Here is a 23122-nt window from a genome sequence, read left to right as displayed (position 1 = left end):
CTTCTGGCGTTGATTTTTGGCACGCTGTTGAGTTCTCAAGGAACGGACGCTTCCTTTGTACTCACCCTCTCGGGCTTTCCTCCGGGCTTTCGTTCGTGTTTCCAACCTTACCAGATCATTTCCTTGCCGCGCTTCTCGAAAGTCGCAATCGGTTTGGATTTGAATTCGGTGACCGTTGGAGGGTCTGTGCCTTTCGGCGCTCCGCTACGTTAGCGCTTTTCCCTTGCCATTCATAATCGAGTGGCCGGCGAGGAATTCGGACATGCCGAGGGGAACCCCGCCAGGGGTGCGTTGTAGGTAGTGGATTGGCCGCTCCGGAGGTCTGCCGATGGCAGTGCCCCGTTCAAGCGGCTCGGACTACGTTAGGCGTCCGGCAGAGACGAGTCAAGTTGAGCGGCGGCGTGGCGCATGGGCTCGGTAGGGGCTGACCGTCGGGTCGTGGGTGATCCAGAAGCGGTACGGATGGACCGCGCCGGCGCCGCTCACTCCCGTACGCGGGCCGCTGCTCACCAGGTCGGGCGTGGTGGGGGTGCCGGCGAGCAGGGACAGGGGGGAATCGGGGCCGCCGCAGAGGTCGGTGCCGTCGAGGGAGCGGTCCACGTCCAGGGCCGTTGCCAGCCGGGCCGGGCCCTTGGCGAGTTCTCTCGGGTATCTGGCGGAAAGTCGGCGTTTGGCAGCCAGGTCGGCGCCCACCATGACCTCACCCGCGCGCAGCAGGACACCGCTCGCGTGTCCGGGCGGGCCGCACACCAGGTTGAGGCTGAACCACATGCCGTAGATGAAGTAGACGTACGCGTGTCCGGGCGGACCGAACATCGATGCGTTGCGGGCCGTGCGGCCGCGGTACGCGTGGGAGCCCGGGTCGGCCTCGCCCTCGTACGCCTCGACCTCCGTGATGCGCAGTTCGATGGGGCCGTCCGGACTGCGGCGGACCAGGGTGCGGCCGAGGAGGTCCGGGGCCACGGTGAGGACCGGGCGGTCGAAGAAGGACCGGGGAAGGGGCGTACGGTCGGGTCGCGCGCTCATCCGGTCGAGCGTAGTGGAACGCGTACCGCTGCAACCGGGGCCTAAGGTTCCGCGTTGGTAAGCGGTAGTCGCACAAGCCTTCAAGGGGAGTCAGAGCATGGGGTTCAAGAAGCTGTTCGCGAGCCTGGGTGCCGGTGGTGCCTCGGTGGACACGGTCATCACGGAGCCGAACGTCGTGCCGGGCGGGATCGTCCAGGGCGAGGTCCGGATCCAGGGCGGATCCGTGGAGCAGCAGATCGAGGGGCTGTCCGTCGGGCTGCAGGCGCGCGTCGAGGTCGAGGGGGGCGACCAGGAGTACAAGCAGGACGTCGTCTTCACCAAGCAGCGTCTCGGCGGTGCGTTCCAGGTGCAGGCCGGCGCGGTGCACGTGGTGCCCTTCGGGCTGGAGATCCCCTGGGAGACGCCGATCACCCACTTCGGGGGTCAGCACCTGCACGGGATGAACATCGGGGTGAGCACCGAGCTGGAGATCGCGCGGGCGGTCGACGCGGGCGACCTCGACCCGATCAACGTGCACCCGCTGCCGGCGCAGCAGGCGATCCTCGACGCGTTCCGGCAGCTGGGCTTCTCCTTCCGCAGTGCGGACATGGAGCGCGGGCACATCCGCGGGACGCGGCAGTCGCTGCCCTTCTACCAGGAGATCGAGTTCCTGCCGCCGTCGCAGTACCGGGGGCTGAACCAGGTCGAGCTCACCTTCGTCTCGGACGGCCGCGAGATGGACGTCGTCCTGGAGATGGACAAGAAGCCGGGGCTGTTCAGCGAGGGCAGTGACACCTACCGCTGCTTCCAGGTGGGGCTGCAGTCGTACCAGGAGACGGACTGGGCCGCGTACCTCAACCAGTGGATCGCATCGGTCGGTTCGCAGCGCAACTGGTTCTAGGCTCGGCCCCGTACGCGTATCGATCAGGAGGTACAGCAGTGGCCGAGCAGAGCAGGGCGCCCCTTCCGCACGACTTCCACCCCGAGGTGCACGCCTTCACGGTGACCAGTGCGGATATCGCGCCGGGTGCCGATCTGGGTGACGCCCAGGTGCTCGAGGGCGGGAACGTCTCCCCGCAACTGCGGTGGGAGGGGTTCCCGGAGGGGACGAAGAGCTTCGCCGTGACGTGCTTCGACCCGGACGCGCCCACGGGCAGCGGGTTCTGGCACTGGGTGCTCTTCGATCTGCCGGCCTCGGTCACCGAGCTGCCGGCGGGTGCGGGCAGCGGGAAGTTCGACGGGCTGCCGGCCGGGGCCGTGCACGTCCGGAACGACTACGGGACCAAGGACTTCGGCGGGGCCGCACCGCCGGCCGGCGAGCGGCACCGGTACGTGTTCACCGTGTACGCGGTGGACCAGGAGAAGCTGGGTCCCGACGCGGACGCTTCTCCGGCCGTCGTCGGGTTCAATCTGCGCTTCCACACGCTCGGGCGCGCGCAGCTGATCGGCGAGTACGAGGCGCCGGCCGGCTGATCGTTCCCCGAGCGTTTGCCCGGTCCTGGTCTAAAGACGACCCGGACCGGGCATTTTTATTGCGTTGTCCCGCGTGGCGCCCGCGGCCAGAGTGGTTGCGGGCCCTGCCACATGGGTGGTTGCGGGCCTGCACACGGGAGGTGGGCGAGATGCGGGACACGCTGGTGCTGAATGCGAGCTTCGAGCCGCTGTCGACGGTGACGCTGAACCGGGCTGTCGTTCTGGTGCTCCAGGACAAGGCCGTGGTCGAACAGTCCCATCCCGAGCTGCGCGTGCGCGCCGCCACCATGGATCTTCCGATGCCCCGTGTGATCAGACTCTGCAGGTACGTCCGGGTGCCCTTCCGAAGACATGCCCCCTGGTCGCGGAGGGGGGTGCTGGTCCGGGACCAGCACCGGTGCGCGTACTGCGGGAAGCGCGCGACGACCGTGGACCACGTGCTGCCGCGGGCGCAGGGGGGTGGGGACACCTGGCTGAACACGGTGGCCTCGTGCGCCGAGGACAACCACCGCAAGGCGGCGCGGACTCCGGAGGAGGCGGGGATGCCGCTCCTCCGGAAGCCGTTCGTGCCGTCGCCGGCGGACGCCATGCTGCTGGCCCTGGGGGTGGCGGGGCGGGAGGCCCTGCCGGAGTGGCTGGAGCGGTCCGCTTCCTCGTATGCCCCGTCTGCCGCGTGAGCGGGCCCGCTGGGCGACGTAACTCCGGTACGTCGTTCAGCGGACCAGCAGCTGGACGATGGCGAGGATGCCGACCGTGACGATGACGCCGCGGAGCACGGTCGGCGAGAGGCGGCGGCCGACCTTGGCGCCGATCTGGCCGCCGATGGTGGAGCCGACGGCGATGAGCAGGACGGCCGTCCAGTCGAAGGTGGCGACGAAGAGGAAGAGAACGGCCGCGATGCCGTTCACCAGGGCCGCGATGACGTTCTTCACGGCGTTGATCCGTTGCAGGTCCTCGCGGAGCAGCAGGCCCATCAGGCCGACGTAGAGCACGCCTTGGGCGGCCCCGAAGTAGCCTCCGTAGGCGCTGGAGACCAGCATGCCGGAGAGCAGGGCGGGGCCGCCGTCGGGGTGGCCGGGGTCTGCGCCCGCGGCGTCCTGGCGGCGGCGCAGGGCTGCGGCGAGCCGGGGCTGGAGGACGACGAGCACGAGGGCCAGTCCGATGAGGACGGGCACGATCGTGTCGAAGGAGTCGGACGGCAGGGTGAGGAGCAGGACGGCGCCCGCGAGTCCGCCGACGAGCGACACGGAGCCGAGCCGCAGGATGCGGGCGCGCTGGCCCTGGAGCTCCTTGCGGTAGCCGATGGCTCCGCTGAGGGAACCGGGCACCAGGCCGAGGGTGTTGGACACGTTGGCGGTGACCGGTGGCAGGCCGGTGGCGAGCAGCACCGGGAAGGTGATCAGGGTGCCGGAGCCGACGATGGTGTTGATGGTGCCGGCGCCGATGCCGGCGGCGAAGACCGCGAGTGATTCCCAGAGGGACATCGAGAACATGGACATGGACGGGGCCATCCCCTTTGCATGAGTGAGTCGCCTCCCCGCCATGAAGGTCGAGGGGTCTCACCGATCATGCAGGAGGGGACGGGCCGTTCAGTCGATGGGGGGCTGTTCGCGGCGGCCGGCGCCACCCTTGTCGGCGGCGGTACCGGCGCCGTCCTTGCCGGAGCCCTGCGGGTTGAAGCCGGAACCGCCGCCCATGGGGCCGAAGTTGCCCATGGCTCCCGAGAGGCCCTTGAGTGCGTCTCCGATCTCGCTGGGCACGATCCAGAGCTTGTTGGCGTCGCCTTCGGCGATCTTCGGGAGCATCTGGAGGTACTGGTAGGCGAGGAGCTTCTGGTCGGCGTCGCCCGCGTGGATGGACTCGAAGACCGTGCGGATGGCCTGGGCCTCGCCTTCGGCGCGCAGGGCGGCGGCCTTGGCCTCGCCCTCGGCGCGGAGGATGGACGACTGCTTCTCGCCCTCCGCGCGCAGGATCTCCGACTGCCGGACGCCTTCGGCCTGGAGGATGGCGGCGCGCTTGTCGCGGTCGGCGCGCATCTGCTTCTCCATCGAGTCCTGGATGGAGGTCGGCGGCTCGATGGCCTTGAGCTCCACGCGGTTGACGCGGATGCCCCACTTGCCGGTGGCCTCGTCGAGGACTCCGCGGAGGGCGGCGTTGATCTCCTCGCGGGAGGTGAGGGTCCGCTCCAGGTCCATGCCGCCGATGATGTTGCGCAGGGTGGTCACGGTGAGCTGCTCGATGGCCTGGATGTAGCTGGCCACTTCGTACGTCGCCGCGCGGGCGTCGGTCACCTGGTAGTAGATGACGGTGTCGATGTTGACGACCAGGTTGTCCTGGGTGATCACCGGCTGCGGCGGGAAGGGGACGACCTGTTCGCGGAGGTCGATCCGGTTGCGGATCGAGTCGATGAACGGGACGACGATGTTGAGGCCCGCGTTGAGGGTGCGGGTGTAGCGGCCGAACCGCTCGACGATGGCGGCGCTGGCCTGCGGGATCACCTGGATCGTCTTGACCAGTGCGATGAAGACCAGAACCACCAGAATGATCAGGACGATGATGATCGGTTGCATGCGGTTCCCCGTGCCCTTCCGGCTGTCTGTGCTGCCCCGTTGAAGGGAGTCTCGCAGACCCGGGGCCCGCGAGCAGGCTGCTTGTCACATGACGACGGCGGTCGCCCCGTCGATCTCCACGACGTCGACGGACTGGCCGGGTTCGAAGCTGCTGTCCGCGTCGAGGGTGCGTGCGGACCAGATCTCGCCGGCGAGCTTGATGCGGCCGCCGCCGGCGTCGACGCGTTCGAGGACGACGGCGCTGCGGCCCTTCAACGCGTCGATGCCGCTGCGGTGTTGGGGTCGGTCGCGGTGCCGGTTGGCGATGGGCCGCACGACGGCGATGAGCGCGACCGACACGAGGGTGAAGACCAGGACTTGCGCCACCGCTCCCCCGCCCAGGGCCGCCGTGACGGCGGCCGCGACCGCGCCGGCGGCGAACATGCCGAACTCCGGCATGGCGGTCAGGACGAGGGGGATGCCCAGTCCGACCGCGCCGATGAGCCACCACACCCATGCGTCGATGTCCACATGGTCATGGTAGGTCGGGTGGGCACGGTCGGGACAGGGTGCGTCGGCTCGACTCCGGTGTACGGGGGCCTAGATGGGCGGGACCAGCGGGACTAGCCGCCCAGCGGGAGGCCCTGGGCGGTCCAGCGGTCGTTGCCGTTGCGCTCGACGACCAGGGGGAGGCCGAAGCAGATCGAGAGGTTGCGGGAGGTGAGTTCGAGGTCGATCGGGCCCGCGGTGACGACCTTGCCCTGGCGGATCATCAGGACGTGGGTGAAGCCGGGGGCGATCTCCTCGACGTGGTGCGTGACCATGACCATGGAGGGCGCGAGCGGGTCGCGGGCGAGCCGGCCGAGGCGTCGTACGAGGTCCTCGCGGCCGCCGAGGTCGAGGCCGGCGGCGGGCTCGTCGAGGAGCAGCAGCTCGGGGTCGGTCATCAGGGCGCGGGCGATCAGCGTGCGCTTGCGCTCGCCCTCGGAGAGGGTGCCGAACTTCCGGTCGAGGTAGTCCGTCATGCCGAGGCGGTCGAGGAAGGCGCGGGCGCGCTGCTCGTCGACGTCCTCGTACTCCTCCTGCCAGGTGGCCGTCATGCCGTAGGCGGCGGTGAGGACGGTCTGCAGGACGGTCTGCCGCTTGGGCAGCTTGTCGGCCATGGCGATGCCGGCGACGCCGATGCGCGGGCGCAGCTCGAAAACGTCCACCTTGCCGAGGGTGCTGCCGAGGATGGAGGCGGCGCCCTTGGTGGGGAAGAGGTAGCTGGAGGCGAGGTTCAGCAGCGTGGTCTTGCCGGCGCCGTTGGGGCCGAGGATCACCCAGCGCTCCCCCTCCTTCACCGACCAGGAGACCTGGTCCACCAGAGCCCGGCCCTCGCGGACCACGGATACGTCCACCAGTTCCAGAACATCGCTCATGAGCGCGTTGTCTCCCCTTGCAGTGTCGGTTCGTCTGTGCCGCCTGTAGGCGCAGCCCCAGGGGAAAACCTACGCCACTCGGGAAGGGGTCCGGGGCCGGGGCCGGGCCGGGGGCCGGGTCCGTAGAGTTGGGGGATGCTTTTCGAACCACGTTCAGGGCGGCTGGCCGCCTGGGGGAACGCTCTGCTGGCCGGTCTGGTTTCGCCCGATGAGGCCGCGTTGTCGATCGTGGCCGACGACGCCGTGCACCGGGTGGCGGGGCTGCCGGGGGAATCGGCTCCGGTCGGGCTCACGCTGGCGCTGGGACGGCTGAGGGCGCTGGGGGTGACCGGTCTGCGGGTGGCCCTGCCGGTGCCGGGGCATCCGCTGGGTCTGAGCGGTCCGGCGGAGTTCAATGCCCGGGCGCTGGATGCGGAGGAGGCGGTGGTGTGCGCGGGTGCCGCGCTGGGCCTGGTGCCGGAGGTGGCCGAGGCCGGGCCGGCGGGTGACGTGCACGTGTCGGTGACCTGGCACTGCCTGCCGGTGCGGGAGGCGCCCCCGGCGGACGTGCCGTCGCTGGGCGAGGCGGAGCGGGAGCTGGCGGAGGCGCTGCGCGAGGCGACCGTGGTGCTGACCCGGCTGGACGTGGCGGGGTCGGGGCCGGTCGCGGACGCCGCGTTGTCGGCGTACCGGGCGCGGGCGGAGGGATCCGGCCAGGAGATGCTGGCGCCGGGGTACCCGCCGCGGGCGGTACGGGTGCTGGCGCTGGCGCAGCGGGTGGACCTGATGGTGTCGCTGGCGTACGAGAAGGGCCACGGGGGTGCGGTGGCCGCCTCGGAGATGGCGGCGCGGGCCGAGGCGCTGCGTCCGGTGGAACGGGTGGCCCGGCGGGCGCTCGTCGCGGCGTACAACGCGGCGGTCGAGGAACGGAGCCGCTAGCTCGGGCTTGGGGACCGGGCTGCGGGCCGGGCTCTGGGGCTCGGCGGTCCGCCGCGGGGTCGGCAGGCGAGGCGAGGCGGGCCGGGCTGCGCCGGGGCCCCGGCCCCGGGCGGGGCTGAAAACGCGGCCCCGCTGCCCGGGGAGAGGGGGGAAGCGGGGCCGGCGGGCGCGGGGGCGTCAGGCGTTGACGCCCGTGTTGCCCCAGACGCCGTTGAGCAGGCCGATCACGGTGGCGGTGTTGCCGACCGCGTTCACCGGGACGTGGACCGGGACCTGGAGCAGGTTCCCGGAGGCCACGCCGGGCGAGTGCGAGGCCTCGCCCTCCGCCGACGCACCGCCGTGCGCCGCGGAGACACCCGCGCCGGCGGCGACGAGGCCACCCGCGATCATGGTGACGGCTGCGGCCTTCTTGATGTTCTTCACGTTCTCGTCCTCCAGTACGTCTGCCGCGACCAGCCGTCGCGGCACGCCATGGAGAACGGTCATCCGGCGGTCGGGATACGCCATGTGGGCTACATACACCCGACCGTATGAATCTCAGTCCGGAACGAGACGATCCGATAAAACGCCGGTCACTCGGCGAGTCCGTGCCGGACCGCCCACAACGCGGCCTGGGTCCGGTCCGCGAGGTCCAGTTTCATCAGGATGTTCGAGACGTGCGTCTTGACCGTTTTCTCGGACAGGACGAGCGCGCGGGCGATCTCCCGGTTGGAGCGGCCGTCCGCGATGAGCCCCAGGACCTCGCGCTCGCGGTCGGTCAGCGCGCCCGGCCGGCCGGCGGCGGCGCCCTGGCCCTCCTGGGCGAGCAGCACCTCCGCCACCTCGGGCTGGAGGAGCACGTGCCCGGCATGGACGGAGCGGATGGCTCCGGCCAGGGCCTCGGGGTCGATGTCCTTGTAGACGTATCCCGCCGCACCCGCCCGCAGGGCGGGGACGACGGTGCGCTGCTCCGTGAAGCTGGTGACGATCAGCACCCGCGCCGGGTTCGCCAGCTCGCGCAGCCTGCGCAGCGCCTCGATGCCGTCGGTGCCCGGCATCTTGATGTCCATGAGGATCACGTCGGGCCGCAGCTCCTCGGCGCGGGCGATGCCCTCTTCTCCGTCGGAGGCCTCGCCGACCACCTCTATGTCCTCCTGGACCTCCAGGAAGGTGCGCAGCCCCCGGCGGACCACCTGGTGGTCGTCGACCAGCAGTACGCGGATGCCGCTTCGCCCTGCGCCGTCAGCCACCGGGGACCTCCATCTCGATCGTGGTGCCCTTGCCGGGCTCCGAGTGCACGGTGAGCCGGCCGCCGACGCCGCTCGCCCGGTCCCGCATGGAGACCAGGCCGAGGTGGCGGCCCGCGCTGCGGACGGTGTCGGGGTCGAAGCCCTTGCCGGAGTCGACGACCTTGAGGACCGCTCCCCCGGCGGCGCTCCGGGCCAGGGTGACCTCGACGCGGTCGGCGTCCGAGTGGCGCAGGGCGTTGTGGAGGGCTTCCTGGGCCACTCGCAGGAGCGCTTCCTCCTGGGTCGCGGGCAGTGCCCGTACGCCGTCGCAGGTGAAGGTGACGTGCGCGGTATGGGCGCGGTCGAGGACCTGGACCTGGGTGCGCAGGGTGGCGATCAGGCCGTCCTCGTCCAGCGCGGCCGGGCGCAGCTCGGTGACGGCGGCGCGCAGTTCGTCGGCGGCTTCCGCGGCGAGGGCGGCCACCTGCTGGAGCTCGTTCTTGGCGCGGGCCGGGTCGCGGTCGACGAGGGCGGCGGCGGCTTGGGCGGTGAGGCGGAGCGAGAAGAGCTTCTGGCTGACGGCGTCGTGCAGCTCGTGGGCGAGCCGGGAGCGTTCCTCGGCGATGGTGAGCTCGCGGCTGCGCTCGTAGAGCCGGGCGTTGGTGAGTGCGATCGCCGCGTGCTGGGCGAGGAGGGAGAGGAGTTCCTCGTCCTGTTCGGTGAAGCCGTGGCGGGCGCCGGGGGCGCCGCGCTTGTTGGCGAGGAAGAGGCAGCCGAGGGTCTCCTCGCCGTCCCGGACGGGCAGGCCGAGGAAGTCGGACATTTCGGGGTGGGCGGCCGGCCAGCCCTCGAAGCGCGGGTCCTGTCGTACGTCGGCCAGCCGTTCGGGGCCGTCCTGGTGGAGCATCGCGGCGAGGATGCCGTGCTGGCGGGGCAGCGGGCCGATGCGGCGCCACTGTTCGGCGCTGATGCCGTCCACGACGAACTGGGCGAAGCCGCCGTGGTCGTCCGGGACGCCCAGGGCCGCGTACTCGGCGTCCAGGAGCTCGCGGGCCGACACGACGATCGTGCGCAGGACGTCGCGGACCTCGAGGCGGCGGCTCATGGCGAGCAGCGCGGTGCTGACGGCCGCCAGGCCGCTGGGGGGTCCGGTCTGCATGCGCTCACCGTACTCGCGGGGTGTGACCTGCGGGATCGGGCCGTGGGCGTAGGTCCAAGGAACCGGCACGGGTGGGGCTCGCGGCCGACGCGGCGGCGGGGGCCCGGTTCCTAGGTTGGGGGCATCTGGTGATCGGAACGAGGCGAGGGGTGCGGTCATGTCGGTCGCGGTGGTGACGGGGGCTTCACGGGGACTGGGGCGGGCGCTGGCCGGGGAACTGGCGGCGCGCGGCTGGGACCTGGTGCTGAGCGCGCGGGGCGCGGGGGCGCTGGAGGAGGCCGCTGCCGGGCTGGAGGAGGCGGCCGGGGTACGGGTCAGGGCGGTGGCGGGGGACGTGTCCTCGGGCGTGCACCGGGAGGCGCTGGTGGCGGCCGCGCGGGAGCTGGGCGGGCTGGATCTGCTGGTGAACAACGCGGGGGTGCTGGGGGCGGAGCCGTTGGTGCCGCTGGCGGTCCATTCGCTGGACGGGCTGCGCGAGGCCTTCGAGGTGAACGTGGTGGGGCCGCTGGGGCTGCTCCAGGAGGGGCTGCCGCTGCTGCGGGCCTCGGCGGCCGGGGCGGTGCTGAACATCAGCTCGGACGCGGCGGTGGTGGCGTACGCGACGTGGGGGGCGTACGGGGCGACCAAGGCGGCGGGGGATCTGATGTCGGGCGTGCTGGCGGTGGAGGAGCCGGGGCTGCGGGTCTGGTGGGCGGACCCCGGTTCGATGCGGACGCGGATGATGGCGGCGGCCGAGCCCGGGGAGGACCTGGCGGGGCTGCCCGCTCCGGAGGAGGTGGCGCCGGTGCTGCTGCGGCTGGTGGCGGAGCGGCTGCCGAGCGGGCGGTACACGGCGGAGGGCCTCGCGGCCGGCCGCCCGGCGGCGGGCGGGGCGGACGGCGAGCGGGGCGGGGACGGCGGCGAGGGGGGCGCGCCGGTCGCGGGGCCGGGCGGGCCGCGGTGAGGGGGCATGCGGGGGGCGGGCCGTCGGCGCCACCGGAGAAGGCTCCGTACCTACCGGAGAAGGGTCCACATATAAGGGACATTCCACCTGACCTCGTGGCGCGGGTGCCGGCCGAGCAGCGCGGGCCGGGGCTGGGCCGGGACTCCGTGCGGCTGCTGGTCTCCCGGGGGAGCGAGGAGGTGTCCCTGCACGCCTTCCGGGAGCTGCCGGAGCTGCTGCGGGCCGGGGACGTCCTGGTCGTGAACACGTCGGCCACGCTGGCGGCGGCCGTGGACGGCCGGCTGGGCCGCGAGGCCGTGGTGGTGCACTTCTCGACCCGGGGGGACGACGGGCGCTGGGCGGTGGAGCTGCGGGACCCGGCCGGCGGGGGGACGACCCGGCCGCGCGCCGGAGGGCCCGCGGGGGCCCGCGTACGACTGCCGGGCGGGCACGCCCTCGTACTGGAGGAGCCGCTGTCCGCGGGGGCGGACCGGCTGTGGTGGGCGCGGCCCCTCCTGGAGGGGCGGCGGGAGGGCGTGCCCGCGCTGCTGCGGGCGCACGGACGGCCGATCCGGTACGCGTACACCGAACGGGACCAGCCGCTGTCGGCCTACCAGACGGTGTTCGCGGTGCCGCCGGGCGACGGGGCGGGGTCGGCGGAGATGCCGAGCGCCGGCCGGCCCTTCACGGCGGAGCTGGTGGCGCGGCTGGTCGGCAAGGGGGTGCGGATCGCCCCGCTGGCCCTGCATGCGGGGGTGTCCTCGCAGGAGGCGCACGAGCCGCCGTACCCGGAGCGGTACGAGGTGCCCGCGGCCACGGCCTCGGTGGTGAACGCGGTACGCGCCGCGCGTCGGGCCGGCGCGGCGGGCGGGCGGGTGATCGCGGTGGGGACGACGGCGGTGCGGGCCCTGGAGTCGGCGGCGGACGGGCCGGGGCGGGTGCGTCCGGCTCGCGGCTGGACGGATCTGGTCGTGACCCCGGAGCGCGGGGTGCGGGTGGTGGACGGGCTCCTGACCGGGCTGCACGAGCCCGAGGCGTCCCATCTGCTGATGCTGGAGGCGGTCGCCGGGCGTGCCGCCGTACGGCTGGGGTATGCGGAGGCGGTGACCCGGCGCTGCCTTTGGCACGAGTTCGGTGACGTCCATCTGCTACTCAGGAATGAGGCCGGTCACTGAATGCATTGCTGGTGCAACTCATGGTGAGACTGTTACGTGCTCGATGTGAGCCCGCGCATAGGACCCACATCACTTACGAAGCTCCCTAGTGGACGGGTAAAGACCCTGTCAGCACGGGCGCACCTAGCGCCGGGCCCGGAAATCGGGGCTCGGCGCCCGCCCCTGATCCACTAAGCGGGATCGTACGTCACACCTTTGCCACAGGTTTTTGCCGCCGCTAAGAATTGCTCTCGCCGCACAGCGCCGCGGATCTCCGGATCCAGGCGGCGCTTTCCTGCGGCTCCCGCGATTCGAAGAGGTTGCCCCGCCATGTCTGCTTCCAGCACTCCCGGTCACAGTCGTCTGACGAAGGCACACAAGCTGTCCATTGCCGGCGTCGCCACGTTCAGTGCCGCCGCGCTCGCCTTCTCTCTGGTTCCGGCCGACACCGCCGAGGCCGAGACGGTCTCCGCCGCCCCCGTCGCCTGGACCCGGGTCGTCGACGGCGCCCAGACGCAGGCCGTGCAGCAGCACCTCTCCGTGCAGCAGGTCGTCGCCGACAAGGCGGCGAAGGACGCGGCCAAGGCCAAGGCCGAGGCCGCCGCGAAGAAGGAGCGCGAGCAGAAGGAGGCCGCGAGCCGGTCCGCCGCCCGCACCCCCGTCTTCGCGAACAACCTGGACGGCTGGATCAAGGAAGCCCTCTTCATCATGAAGAAGGAAGGCATTCCGGGCTCCTACGCCGGCATCCACCGCAACATCATGCGCGAGTCCAGCGGCAACCCGATGGCGATCAACAACTGGGACATCAACGCCCAGAACGGCATCCCCAGCAAGGGTCTGCTCCAGGTCATCTACCCGACCTTCAAGGCGTACCACGTCAAGGGCACCAAGTTCGACCAGTACGACCCGGTCGCCAACATCGTCGCCGCCTGCAACTACGCGGCCGACCGCTACGGCTCCATGGACAACGTCAACAGCGCCTACTAGGACGCCGACGGCATCAAGACCCCCCATGCGCCTGAGGGCGGCCCCCGGAGTACCGGGTGCCGCCCTCAGGCGTTTCTGCGCGTACGGACGCGACGCGCGGACGCGCGGACGCGCGGACTACTTGCCGGCGCGCATGACCTCGGGCTCGTGGCGGCGCAGCAGACGCTGCACCGCGAAGCCGCAGGCGATGCCGATGAGCAGCAGGATGGTGATGTTCAGGCTCCACTGGCCGACCGTGGCGTCCCAGAGCGGGTCGGTGTTGGTCGGGTTCTCGGCGTCCCACGGCGGCATGAGCTTGCCGAGGTTCAGCGTGGTGCCGGCGGCGGCGATGGCCCAGCGGGACGGCATCAGCCAGGCGAACTGCTCCAGGCCCGGGGAGTCGTACACCTGGAAGAGGATGCCGGTGAAGACGACCTGGACGATCGCGAACATGACCAGCAGCGGCATGGTCTTCTCGGCGGTCTTCACCAGCGAGGAGATCACCAGGCCGAACATCATCGAGGTGAAGCCGAGCGCGATCACCGACAGGCAGATCTCGACGGCCGGCGGCATGATCAGGCCCTCGGTGGGCAGGTCGCGCGGGAAGAAGCCGATCGCGCAGATGATCACGCCCTGGATGGCCGTGATCACGCCGAGGACGATCACCTTCGACATGAGGTACGCGGACCGGTAGAGGCCGGTCGCGCGTTCCCGCTCGTAGATCACGCGTTCCTTGATCAGCTCTCGGACCGAGTTCGCGGCACCGGAGAAGCACATGCCGACCGCGAGGATCAGCATGATCGTGCCGGCGTCGCCGTTGAAGCGGGACGGCGCGACCGGCGGGGCGAGGCCGAACTTCGCGGGGATCACCGTGGAGACCACGCCCAGGACCGCGGGCAGGAGCACCATCAGGGCCAGGAAGCCCACGTCCGACGCGATGACCGACACGTAGCGGCGGATCAGCGTCCACAGCTGCGAGCCCCAGCCCTGCGGCTTCGTCGGGTGCATCTGCTGGACGGGCGGCATGGCGACCGACTGCGGTGCGACGGCGTCGAGGTCGGCGGCGTACAGCTGGTAGTGCTGGGAGCCCTTCCAGCGGCCCGCCCAGTCGTAGTCGCGGTAGTTCTCGAAGGACGAGAAGACGTCCGCCCACGTGCTGTAGCCGAAGAAGTTCAGCGCCTCGTCCGGCGGGCCGAAGTACGCGACCGAACCGCCCGGGGCCATGACCAGCAGCTTGTCGCAGAGCGACAGCTCGGCGACCGAGTGGGTGACGACGAGGACCGTGCGGCCGTCGTCGGCGAGCCCGCGCAGCAGCTGCATGACGTCGCGGTCCATGCCCGGGTCGAGGCCGGAGGTCGGCTCGTCCAGGAAGATCAGCGACGGCTTGGTGAGCAGCTCCAGGGCCACCGACACGCGCTTGCGCTGACCACCCGAGAGCGAGGTGATCTTCTTGTCCTTGTGGATGTCGAGCTTGAGCTCGCGCAGCACCTCGTTGATGCGGGCCTCGCGCTCGGACTCGGCGGTGTCGCCGGGGAAGCGCAGCTTGGCCGCGTACTTCAGCGCGGTGCTGACCTTCAGCTCCTTGTGCAGGATGTCGTCCTGCGGGACCAGGCCGATGCGCTGGCGGAGCTCCGCGAACTGCTTGTACAGGTTGCGGTTGTCGTAGAGGACGTCACCCTGGTCGGCGGGCCGGTAGCCGGTCAGCGCCTTGAGCAGCGTCGACTTTCCGGAGCCGGAGGGGCCGATGACGCCGATCAGCGACTTCTCCGGGACGCCGAAGGTGACGTCCTTGAGGATCTGCTTGCCGCCGTCGACGGTGACCGTCAGGTGGCGGGCCGAGAAGGAGACGTCACCGGTGTCGACGAACTCCTCGAGGCGGTCACCGACGATCCGGAACGTCGAGTGGCCGACGCCGACGATGTCGTTCGGGCCGAGCAGCGCCGTGCCCGACTTGGGCAGCGGCTGACCGTTGACGTAGGTGCCGTTGTGGCTGCCGAGGTCGTGGATCTCGAAGCGGCCGCCGGGCATGGAGCGGAACTCGGCGTGGTGGCGGGAGACCTGGAGGTCGGAGACCACCAGTTCGTTCTCCAGCGCACGGCCGATCCGCATGACGTGCCCCAGCGACAGCTGGTGGAACGTCGTCGGGCTGCGGTCGCCCCCGTGGTGGGGCGCGGCCGCCTGCGCCGGGCGGGCCGCGGCGGGGCCGCCGCCCTGCTGGTGCGGCAGGTGCGGCTGCTGATGCTGCTGAGGCTGCTGCTCCCAGTGCTGCTGGGGCTGCGCCTGCGGGGCCTGGTACGCCGGCGCCTGCGGCTGGGCGTAGGCCGCGGCCTGGGCCTGGGCCGGGGCCTGCTGGGCGACGGCCGGCTGGGGCGCCGCGGCGGCGACGGGATTCAGCCGCGGGCCGTCGGTGGCGTTGCCCAGGTGGACCGGCGTGCCCGGCACGAGTTCGGCCTGCTGCACCCGCGCACCGTGCACGTAGGTGCCGTTGGTGCTGCCGTGGTCCTCGATGCCCCAACCACGGCCGTTCCAGCTGATGGTGGCGTGTCGCCACGACACCCGGGCGTCATCGATCACGATGTCTCCCTGGGGGTCGCGCCCCAGCGAGTACGACCTGGACGGATCGAGCGTCCAGGTCCTTCCATTCAATTCCAGTACGAGTTCCGGCACTCCAGCCCCACTTAAGTCCCCCGAGAATCCCCCATGACGTCAGGGAGTCTAGGGATGGCGAACATCCGGGGGAACTATTTCAGGCCTGCGGCCACATGTGGAATCGGGGCCTCGCCGAGGCGTCTACGCCTGCCCGTTGACGGGGGTGAAAGTCACCCGGAGAGTGAGATACGGGACTTCTCGCCCGGCGGTCCCGCTCGGCACACCTCGGGGAGCCGCTCATGCGCCGCATCCGTTGGGGAGACGTCCTGCTGTCCGCCACCGCCGCCGCGGGCTGGTCGCTGCTGGCGATGGCCGCGGTCGCCGCGCTCGGTCTGCACCTGTTGGGCGCCGACGCGGCGGGGGGCTCGCTGGGGGCGATGGCCGCGGCCGTGGTGGTCCTGGCCGTGGGCGGCACCGTGCACCCCTCGGGTGAGGTGTCGGTCTTCTTGAACGGCAGCGGGGGCGCGGCGGGCGGGGCGGGCGGGGCGGGCGAAGCCTCGCTGGACGTCATGCCGTTGGGGGTGGCGCTGGCCGGAGCCCTGGTGCTGGCGCACCTGTTCCTGCGCTCGCTGCGGGCGGGCGCCGGCGGCGGTGAACTCCTGGCGCGGGCGGCGGCGACCGTGGCGCTGTTCGTCGCCGCGGTGGGGGTGCCGGCGTGGGCCGGGCACGACGTGGTCACCCTCGACGGGGCCGTGCTGCCGAGGGCTCCGGCCACGGTCGAGGTGCCGGGGATCGGGGACATCGGCGGGCTGCTCCCCGACCGCATCGGGGACCTGATCGAGACGCGGGCCCGGGTGGGGTTCTCGGTGGAGGCGGAGCCGACCCTGTGGGCCGCGGGGGTGTGGGCCGCGGTGGTACTCGCGCTGGCGCTGCTCGTCTCGCGGCGCGGGCCCGCGGGGCTCGCGCGGTGGCGGCCCGCCGCCTCGGCCGTGGTGGCGATGCTGCTGGTGGCCGTGGCGGCCGGACTGGCCGCGGCGGTATGGGCGGCGCTGGGCGACGAACATCCCGGGCGGGTGCTGGGCGCGGCCCTGCTGGGCGCGCCGAACGGCGCGTGGGCGGGGGTGCTGCTGGGGCTGTTCGTCCCGCTGGCCGGCCGGGCCACCGGCGCGCCGGACCGGCTGCTGCCGGATCCGCTGGACGAGCTGCTCGCGGGCTCCGCGCGGGAGCCGGTGTGGGTGACGGTGGCCCGGCTCGCGGAGTACGACGGGCGGGTGTGGCTGGTGGTGGCGGGGGCCGGGCTGCTGCTGCTCTACGCGGGCGTGCTGGCCGCCGTACGGACTCCGGGGCGCGGGATCGCCGGGTGCGCGGCGCGGCTGTCGGCCGTGACGGGGGTGGCGCTGGCGGCGCTGGTGTGGCTGACGGCGCTGTCGGCGGATGCGTCGCTCGCGGTGGTGGGGGTGGACGCGGTGGACGCCGGGGTGGAGCTGCGGGGGGCCGCGGGGGCGGCGCTGACGCTGGGCGCGGTGTGGGGTGCGGGGGCCGGCGCGGTCGGCGCCCTCCTGGGCCGTCGGCCCGTGGCCGTGCCCGTGCCCGCGCCGGGGCCGGGGGCGGGGCCGGGGGCGGGGCCGGAACGCCCGGCGTGGCCCGAGCCGAGCAGGGGCCCGGGGGCTGGGCCGGAGCCGGGGCCGCGGTGGCCCGAGCCCGATGCGCCGACGGCCTCGTACGGGCAGGGGCCGCCGCCCGGCCGGGTCCGTCCGGCCCCGGATCCGGACGGCTCCTGGGACGTGACGGTCACGGGCATCCCCCCGACGCCGCCCCGCCCGCCGGGGCCGCCCCGGCGTCCACCGTTCACCCCGCCTCCCCCGCCGGGGACACCGCCGCCGCCGAAGCCGCCGAAGCCGCCCGGGCCGCGCTGACCCCGGCCCGGCGCCGGGCCGGGCCGCTGCGCGGAGCCCTCCCCGCCCCGCCCTTCCACCGTTCCCCGGGCTCCGCCCGGACCCGCGCCTCACACTGCCCCGGCTACCGCTGGGAGGAGCCCCCAGGCGGGGCCGCCCACCGAGCGGCGGGCGGAGGCCGGCCGACGGCACGCGGCCCGGAAGCACGGCGCCGAGCCGGGCGGGCGGGCGGGCAATACAGCGCAGCCCCGGCACTCGACCGGCGCAGCCCAGCGTCGCAGCGGCCCCAAGCCGCAAGGGCCGCACCGTGCGCGGAAAGCGGCACCGGAGCCGAGCCGTGCGGGGCGCGGCGTCGAGCGGGCACGGCGCAGCCCCGGCACTCGACCGGCGGAGTCCGGCTCAGCGGTGCGAGGCCGCCCGGCTCGAGCCCTGCGGGGGCAGGGCTTCGAACAGAGGGGGCGGGACTCGGCGCCGGCCGGGCGGGTGGCGGGTCCGTCGCGAGGGCGGCCCCGCCAGGGCCGCGGCGGGCCCGCGGGGCGTTCAAGAGGTGGGACGGGGGTCCTGTGCTGCGGGACGGGAAGATACGGTGAGAGCACCATGAGCGCATCGCAGACCTCCGACGTCCCCACCCTCCTCGTCAAGATCTTCGGCAAGGACCGTCCCGGGATCACCGCCGGGCTGTTCGACACCCTCGCCGCCTACTCGGTCGACGTCGTCGACATCGAGCAGGTCGTCACCCGCGGCCGCATCGTCCTGTGCGCCCTCGTCACCAAGCCGACCGCCGGCACCGAAGGTGAGCTGCGGGCCACCGTCCACAGCTGGGCCGAATCGCTCAAACTCCAGGCCGAGATCCTCTCCGGCACCGGTGACAACCGTCCGCGCGGCAGCGGCCGGTCCCACGTCACGGTGCTCGGGCACCCCCTCACCGCCGAGTCCACGGCGGCCATAGCGGCCAAGATCACCGCGACCGGCGGCAATATCGACCGTATCTTCCGGCTCGCCAAGTACCCGGTCACGGCCGTCGAGTTCGCCGTCTCCGGCTGCGAGACCGAGCCGCTGCGCACCGCACTGGCCACGGCCGCCGCGCACATCGGCGTGGACGTGGCCGTCGTCTCGGCCGGGCTGCACCGCCGGGCCCAGCGCCTGGTCGTCATGGACGTGGACTCGACCCTGATCCAGGACGAGGTCATCGAGCTGTTCGCGGCGCACGCCGGCTGCGAGGCCGAGGTGGCCGAGGTCACCGAGCGGGCCATGCGCGGCGAGCTCGACTTCGAGCAGTCGCTGCACGCCCGGGTGGCGCTGCTGGAGGGGCTGGACGCGTCCGTCGTGGACAAGGTCCGCGCCGAGGTCCAGCTGACCCCGGGCGCCCGGACGCTGATCCGCACGCTCAAGCGGCTCGGCTACCAGGTGGGCGTCGTCTCCGGCGGGTTCACCCAGGTGACGGACGACCTGCGGGAGCGACTGGGGCTGGACTTCGCCTCCGCCAACACCCTGGAGATCGTCGACGGAAAGCTGACCGGCCGGGTGACCGGCGAGATCGTGGACCGGGCGGGCAAGGCCCGGCTGCTGCGCCGCTTCGCCATGGAGGCCGAGGTGCCGCTGTCCCAGACGGTGGCCATCGGCGACGGCGCGAACGACCTGGACATGCTGAACGCGGCCGGGCTGGGCGTGGCCTTCAACGCCAAGCCGGTGGTCCGCGAGGCCGCGCACACGGCGGTGAACGTACCGTTCCTGGACGCGGTGCTGTACCTGCTCGGGATCACCCGCGAGGAGATCGAGGCCGCCGACCTGGCCTGAGGCCGGCGCTCCGGCGCTCCGGTCCGTACGACGACGTGGGGAGGGCCCCGGCGGCCGCATCGGCTGCCGGGGCCCTCACGTACGCGCGTACGCGCTGCCCGGTCAGTGCTCCTTGGGGGACCAGAAGTCGAGCAGGGTGCCCACGCCGGGTTCCACGGTCTTCCACGGGCCGGTGAAGGAGACGACGGCGAGCGCCCCGGTCGGGAAGCCGGTACGGGTCATCCGCGCGAGGGTGTCGTCCTGCGCGCGGCCGGACAGGACTTCGGCGAGGGCCTGCATCCCGGGGTTGTGGCCGATGAGCAGGAGGTCGCGGACCTCGTCGGGGGTCTCGTTCAGCAGGGCGATGAGCTCGCCCGGCGAGGCCTCGTAGAGCCGTTCTTCGTAGTGGGTCTTCGGCCGGTGCGGCAGCTCCTGGACGGCGACCTTCCAGGTCTCGCGGGTGCGGGTGGCGGTGGAGCAGAGGGCCAGGTCGAAGGTGATGCCGGTTTCGGCCAGCTTCAGACCGACGGCCGCCGCCTCCGCGCGGCCGCGTTCCGCCAGCGGGCGGTCGTGGTCGGACACCTGCGGCCAGTCGGCCTTGGCGTGCCGGAGGAGGGCGATCCTGCGGGGTGTGTCGGCGCTCATGGCTCCCAGCTTCGCATGAAACGGGCCACGGGGCGCAGGGTGTTGAGGGCCCGCGGCCGGTGGTGGGGCACGGCCCGGCGCACCCCGGCGTACGCCCGTTCAGCCGACGGCGCGCAGCAGCTGCTGGGTGACGTGGAGCAGTCCGGTGGCCTCGCCCGCGGCGGCGTGGGCCTGGCCGGATCCGGCGAGGAGGAACAGGAGCAGGCCGAAGGCGAGAGCGGGGAGGGCCAGCGCCCACCAGGTCAGGCGCGCGTCGGCCCCGTGCCGGGCATCGGCCCCGTGCCGGGCATCCGCCCCGTGCCGGGCATCCGCCCCGTGCCGGGCGCCCGGCACGGCTCGGGCGCCGGCCACGGCTCGGGCGCCGGCCACGGCTCGGGCGCCGGCCACGGCTCGGGCGCCGGACGGGAGGGTGCGGATGTGCGTGGGGGCCGACATGGCCGCCTCCGGGGGTGCCGACGGGACGGGCTCGCTCCTTCGAATCTATGGATTCGAGGGAGCGGTTCCCATCCGGGTCACACCCCAGTTCACCCTGACCCTGGCCCCCTAGGGGTGGGTGGGGTTATCCCCACCGTCCGCCGGTCAGGGTGAGGCGACGGTCGCGATGACGGCGATGATCACGCTCACGGCGAGCATCGCGCCGAGTACGAGGCCGAGCTTCTTGCGGCCGTCCTGGGGGTTCGGTTCGAGTACGGGCGACATGACGTCAGTCTCGCATGCCGCATTCGTCCTCGATCGTGCGGTCCCGGCCGGCCAGGATCCCCAGGGCGATCTGCGGGACGAGCAGGGCTGCCATCAGGGTCAGCGGCAGGTCCCAGCCGCCGCTGTGCTGGTACAGCGCGCCGATGACGAGGGGGCCGGGGATGGAGATGAGGTAGCCGGTGCTCTGGGCGAAGGCGGAGAGCTTGACGACGCCGGCCGGGGACTTGGCCCGCAGCCCGATCAGGGTGATGACGAGGGGGAAGGCGCAGTTGGAGACGCCGAGCAGGAGCGCCCAGGCCCAGGCGCCGGCGGCGGGGGCGAGGTGGAGCCCGAGGTAGCCGGTGAGGCCGAACAGGCCGAGGACGGCGGCCATGAGGCCCTGGTTCTTCATCCGGCCGGCCAGGCCCGGGATGACGAAGGCGAGCGGGACGCCCATGACCATGGTGACGGCGAGCAGCACGCCGGCGGTGGAGGCGGAGACTCCGGCGTCGCGGAAGATCTGCGGGAGCCAGCCCATGGTGATGTACGCGCCCGTGGCCTGGAGGCCGAAGTAGCAGGCCAGGGCCCAGGCGGTGCGGCTGCGGACGATCCGGGGGCCGGTGTCGGCCCCTTCGCCGGCCCCTCCGGCCGGGCCGGCGGCCGCGGCGGCCGCCTCCCGTGCGGCCCGGGCGGCGCGCCGGGAGGCGCGGGCGATGGGCAGCCAGGGCAGTACGGCGGCCAGCGCAAGCAGGGCCCACATCAGCAGGCCGGTGCGCCAGCTGCCGCCGAGCGCCTCGGTCAGGGGGACGGTCGCGGCCGCGGCGAGCGAGGTGCCCGCGGCCAGCGCCATGGAGTACAGGCCGGTCATGGTGCCGACCCGGTCCGGGAAGTAGCGCTTGACGATCACCGGGAGCAGGACGTTGGTCAGGGCTATGCCGGCCAGGGACAGGGCGCTGGCGGCGAGGAAGGCGGCGGCGCTGTCCGCGAAGGGGCGGATCAGCAGGCCCGCGGCGACGGCGGCCATGCCGGCGCAGATCACGGCGGCCGGGCCGAAGCGGCGCGAGAGCCGCGGCGCGGTGACGCCGAAGACGGCGAAGCAGAGGGCGGGGATGGAGGTGATCAGTCCGGCGACGGTGCCGCTCATGCCGAGGCCCGTGCGGGTCTCCTCGAAGAGCGCGCCGAGGCTGGTGATGGCGGGCCGCAGGTTGAGGGCGGCCAGCACGATGCCGACGATGAGGACCGGACCGAGCCAGGTGGGGGCCGCGTGGGCGGCGGCGGGAAGGGGCTGGTCGGACGCCGTGTGCGCGGCCGGCGGGCGGCTCATGGTCTGGATTTCTTCGTCGGACATTCAACCATCATAGAATCATGGGATGATTGGTTGTCCAGTTTCCCTCGAGAGGAACCCATGCCGCTGACCTCACCCCGGCGCTCCGCGCTGGTGGACCAGGTGATCGCCCAGCTGCGGAACCAGATCACCTCCGGCGAGTGGCCGGTGGGCTCCCGCATCCCGACCGAGCCGGAGCTGGTGGAGCTGCTCGGCGTCGCCCGCAACACCGTGCGCGAGGCCGTCCGGGCCCTGGCGCACAACGGCCTGCTCGACATCCGGCAGGGCTCGGGCACCTACGTCCTCGCGACCAGTGAGCTGGCCGGCGTGATGCACCGCCGCTTCGCCGGGGCCGATCCGCGGCACATCGCGGAGCTGCGCTCGACCCTGGAGTCCTCGGCGGCCCGGCTGGCGGCGGAGCGGCGGACCGAGCGGGACCTCGTCCAGCTGGACGCGCTGCTCGCACGGCGCGAGGAGGCCTGGGCGGGCGGGGACGCGGAGGTGTTCGTCGCGGCGGACGTGAGCCTGCACATGGCGGTGGTCACGGCCTCGCACAACGAGGTGCTGATCGAGCTGTACGCGGACCTCGGGGATCTGGTCGCCGACTGGCTGCGCACGGACGTGGGCCCCGAGCTGCACCCTTCGGCGCACCTGGACCACGCCCGGCTGATCGAGGCGATCCGGCGGGGGGACGGGGACGCGGCCGCCTCGGAGGCGGCGGGCTATCCCTTCGCCTGCCTCGGCAAGGGCGGCGACGGCACCGGCCGAGACCCGTTCACGGCCGCTGGTGGCTGACCCAGGCCGAGCGGACCTCCTTCCAGCAGCGGCCGGCGAGCTCGACGCGTCCGGCCGGGCCGACGGCGACGGCCGCGCCGTCGCCGTCCACGTCCCACCAGCGGTCGCACTCGACGTGCAGCCGCACGAGGTCGGTCTCCGGGTAGGCGTTGTGGCAGTACGCCGTCACCTGCGAGCCGCTGATCTCGGTGTCGCAGTCGGCGCCGAAGAGGTCCCGGGCAGGGGTCCGCGGGGGCTGTACGGGCGGCTCGGCGGGGAGCTCGGAGAGGTCCACGGCGCCCGGGACGACGAGCTCGGGGCCGGACGCGGGCTCGTCGGGCGCGGTCTGCGCGACGGCGCCGGGGCCCAGGAGTGCGGTCAGGACCACCGAAGTGACCAGCAGCGATACGGCTCCGCTCGGTCTCGCGCGCAATCCCGTACCTCCTCCCCGCCGGAGCCGGGAAGATCCCGACTCGGCCAGTTTGCAGGCATCTGTCCGGGTTTTCGACTCGGGAAGATCCGATCAGCCTGTGGACATCCGATCGAACACGCCGAAACGGCGGCGGGGGGGGGGTCCGGGGGGGGGGGGGGGGGGGGGGGGGGGGGGGGGGGGGGGGGGGGGGGGGGAGGGGGGGGGGGGGGGGGGGGGGGGGGGGGGGGGGGGGA

25 protein-coding genes are annotated in these 23122 nt (G+C 72.8%); 11 read left to right on the top strand and 14 right to left on the bottom strand.

From position 1 onward, the window contains the following. The coding region (locus tag ACZ6I1_RS33680) for a hypothetical protein (RefSeq protein WP_469292814.1) at positions 1-213 on the top strand (213 nt) is incomplete at its 5' end. A 171-nt stretch (positions 214-384) separates the two neighbouring features. Here the strand turns inward: ACZ6I1_RS33680 and ACZ6I1_RS33675 are convergent. Continuing rightward, positions 385-1026, bottom strand: a complete 642-nt coding sequence (locus ACZ6I1_RS33675; RefSeq protein ID WP_469292812.1) for a DNA-3-methyladenine glycosylase — start codon at positions 1024-1026, stop codon at positions 385-387. Between the two features lie 97 nt (positions 1027-1123). On the opposite strand from ACZ6I1_RS33675, the gene ACZ6I1_RS33670 reads away from it, so the two are divergent. The 3 genes from ACZ6I1_RS33670 (at position 1124) to ACZ6I1_RS33660 (ending at position 3155) form a co-directional block, all read left to right on the top strand. Next, positions 1124-1906 (top strand): sporulation protein, encoded by a 783-nt coding sequence (locus tag ACZ6I1_RS33670; RefSeq protein WP_469292811.1) that lies wholly within the window; start codon positions 1124-1126, stop codon positions 1904-1906. A 38-nt stretch (positions 1907-1944) separates the two neighbouring features. After that, positions 1945-2478, top strand: coding sequence for a YbhB/YbcL family Raf kinase inhibitor-like protein (locus ACZ6I1_RS33665; RefSeq protein WP_469292810.1), 534 nt, complete (start codon positions 1945-1947; stop codon positions 2476-2478). A 149-nt stretch (positions 2479-2627) separates the two neighbouring features. Then, on the top strand, positions 2628-3155 hold the full coding sequence (locus tag ACZ6I1_RS33660; protein ID WP_446593785.1) for an HNH endonuclease: 528 nt from the start codon (positions 2628-2630) through the stop codon (positions 3153-3155). A gap of 36 nt (positions 3156-3191) precedes the next feature. On the opposite strand, the gene ACZ6I1_RS33655 is transcribed toward ACZ6I1_RS33660, so the two are convergent. The 4 genes from ACZ6I1_RS33655 to ACZ6I1_RS33640 form a co-directional block, all read right to left on the bottom strand. Beyond that, positions 3192-3962 carry a sulfite exporter TauE/SafE family protein gene (locus ACZ6I1_RS33655; RefSeq protein ID WP_469292820.1) on the bottom strand — a complete coding sequence of 257 codons (771 nt, stop codon included), beginning with the start codon at positions 3960-3962 and terminating at the stop codon, positions 3192-3194. Between the two features lie 105 nt (positions 3963-4067). Continuing rightward, positions 4068-5048, bottom strand: a complete 981-nt coding sequence (locus ACZ6I1_RS33650) for an SPFH domain-containing protein (protein WP_469292809.1) — start codon at positions 5046-5048, stop codon at positions 4068-4070. 84 nt (positions 5049-5132) lie between these two features. Then, complete coding sequence (locus ACZ6I1_RS33645; RefSeq protein ID WP_469292808.1) at positions 5133-5558, bottom strand: NfeD family protein; 426 nt, start codon at positions 5556-5558, stop codon at positions 5133-5135. 92 nt (positions 5559-5650) lie between these two features. Further along, positions 5651-6448 carry an ABC transporter ATP-binding protein gene (locus ACZ6I1_RS33640; protein ID WP_469292807.1) on the bottom strand — a complete coding sequence of 266 codons (798 nt, stop codon included), beginning with the start codon at positions 6446-6448 and terminating at the stop codon, positions 5651-5653. 135 nt (positions 6449-6583) lie between these two features. On the opposite strand from ACZ6I1_RS33640, the gene ACZ6I1_RS33635 reads away from it, so the two are divergent. After that, positions 6584-7366: a hypothetical protein gene (locus ACZ6I1_RS33635; protein ID WP_469292805.1), complete on the top strand. Its 783-nt coding sequence runs from the start codon at positions 6584-6586 to the stop codon at positions 7364-7366. A 177-nt stretch (positions 7367-7543) separates the two neighbouring features. On the opposite strand, the gene ACZ6I1_RS33630 is transcribed toward ACZ6I1_RS33635, so the two are convergent. From ACZ6I1_RS33630 to ACZ6I1_RS33620, 3 genes are all read right to left on the bottom strand, one after another. Then, a complete protein-coding gene (locus ACZ6I1_RS33630; RefSeq protein WP_469292818.1) occupies positions 7544-7789 on the bottom strand; it encodes a chaplin in 246 nt (81 codons plus the stop codon). Positions 7790-7938: 149 nt separating this feature from the next. Continuing rightward, positions 7939-8595, bottom strand: a complete 657-nt coding sequence (locus ACZ6I1_RS33625; protein WP_469292804.1) for a response regulator — start codon at positions 8593-8595, stop codon at positions 7939-7941. Next, the gene (locus ACZ6I1_RS33620; protein WP_469292803.1) at positions 8588-9733 is read right to left on the bottom strand and encodes a GAF domain-containing sensor histidine kinase; all 1146 of its coding nucleotides are present in this window, start codon (positions 9731-9733) and stop codon (positions 8588-8590) included. The genes ACZ6I1_RS33625 and ACZ6I1_RS33620 overlap by 8 nt, the downstream gene beginning before the upstream one ends. Positions 9734-9890: 157 nt before the next feature. Between ACZ6I1_RS33620 and ACZ6I1_RS33615 the strand changes: the two genes are divergently transcribed. From ACZ6I1_RS33615 to ACZ6I1_RS33605, 3 genes are all read left to right on the top strand, one after another. Next, a complete protein-coding gene (locus ACZ6I1_RS33615) occupies positions 9891-10676 on the top strand; it encodes an SDR family NAD(P)-dependent oxidoreductase (protein ID WP_469292802.1) in 786 nt (261 codons plus the stop codon). A gap of 95 nt (positions 10677-10771) precedes the next feature. Next, on the top strand, positions 10772-11830 hold the full coding sequence (locus ACZ6I1_RS33610) for an S-adenosylmethionine:tRNA ribosyltransferase-isomerase (protein ID WP_469292800.1): 1059 nt from the start codon (positions 10772-10774) through the stop codon (positions 11828-11830). Positions 11831-12139: 309 nt separating this feature from the next. Then, positions 12140-12796, top strand: a complete 657-nt coding sequence (locus ACZ6I1_RS33605) for a transglycosylase SLT domain-containing protein (protein WP_469292799.1) — start codon at positions 12140-12142, stop codon at positions 12794-12796. Between the two features lie 117 nt (positions 12797-12913). Here the strand turns inward: ACZ6I1_RS33605 and ACZ6I1_RS33600 are convergent, their stop codons facing one another. Continuing rightward, positions 12914-15442: an ABC transporter ATP-binding protein/permease gene (locus tag ACZ6I1_RS33600; protein WP_469292797.1), complete on the bottom strand. Its 2529-nt coding sequence runs from the start codon at positions 15440-15442 to the stop codon at positions 12914-12916. Positions 15443-15663: 221 nt separating this feature from the next. Between ACZ6I1_RS33600 and ACZ6I1_RS33595 the strand changes: the two genes are divergently transcribed. Continuing rightward, positions 15664-17280 (top strand): streptophobe family protein, encoded by a 1617-nt coding sequence (locus ACZ6I1_RS33595; RefSeq protein WP_469292796.1) that lies wholly within the window; start codon positions 15664-15666, stop codon positions 17278-17280. A 576-nt stretch (positions 17281-17856) separates the two neighbouring features. After that, positions 17857-19056 (top strand): phosphoserine phosphatase SerB, encoded by a 1200-nt coding sequence (serB, locus tag ACZ6I1_RS33590; protein WP_469292794.1) that lies wholly within the window; start codon positions 17857-17859, stop codon positions 19054-19056. 102 nt (positions 19057-19158) lie between these two features. Here serB and ACZ6I1_RS33585 read toward each other — a convergent pair whose 3' ends face one another. The 4 genes from ACZ6I1_RS33585 to ACZ6I1_RS33570 form a co-directional block, all read right to left on the bottom strand. After that, positions 19159-19680 carry a SixA phosphatase family protein gene (locus ACZ6I1_RS33585; RefSeq protein WP_469292792.1) on the bottom strand — a complete coding sequence of 174 codons (522 nt, stop codon included), beginning with the start codon at positions 19678-19680 and terminating at the stop codon, positions 19159-19161. 99 nt (positions 19681-19779) lie between these two features. Then, on the bottom strand, positions 19780-20115 hold the full coding sequence (locus tag ACZ6I1_RS33580; RefSeq protein WP_469292791.1) for a hypothetical protein: 336 nt from the start codon (positions 20113-20115) through the stop codon (positions 19780-19782). A 144-nt stretch (positions 20116-20259) separates the two neighbouring features. Beyond that, positions 20260-20379 (bottom strand): SGM_5486 family transporter-associated protein, encoded by a 120-nt coding sequence (locus ACZ6I1_RS33575; RefSeq protein WP_469292790.1) that lies wholly within the window; start codon positions 20377-20379, stop codon positions 20260-20262. 4 nt (positions 20380-20383) lie between these two features. Continuing rightward, positions 20384-21706, bottom strand: coding sequence for a CynX/NimT family MFS transporter (locus tag ACZ6I1_RS33570; RefSeq protein ID WP_469292788.1), 1323 nt, complete (start codon positions 21704-21706; stop codon positions 20384-20386). Between the two features lie 57 nt (positions 21707-21763). Here ACZ6I1_RS33570 and ACZ6I1_RS33565 point away from each other — a divergent pair, with 57 nt between their 5' ends. Continuing rightward, the gene (locus ACZ6I1_RS33565; protein WP_469292786.1) at positions 21764-22477 is read left to right on the top strand and encodes a FadR/GntR family transcriptional regulator; all 714 of its coding nucleotides are present in this window, start codon (positions 21764-21766) and stop codon (positions 22475-22477) included. Here the strand turns inward: ACZ6I1_RS33565 and ACZ6I1_RS33560 are convergent. Then, on the bottom strand, positions 22458-22751 hold the full coding sequence (locus ACZ6I1_RS33560) for a hypothetical protein (RefSeq protein ID WP_469292816.1): 294 nt from the start codon (positions 22749-22751) through the stop codon (positions 22458-22460). The two genes, ACZ6I1_RS33565 and ACZ6I1_RS33560, sit on opposite strands and share 20 nt — an antisense overlap. Positions 22752-23122: the final 371 nt, after the last annotated feature.

This window comes from Streptomyces sp. NPDC046303, assembly GCF_055588085.1.
Note: the sequence above shows the minus strand (reverse complement) of the source record. Positions and strands in the feature narration are given on the sequence as shown.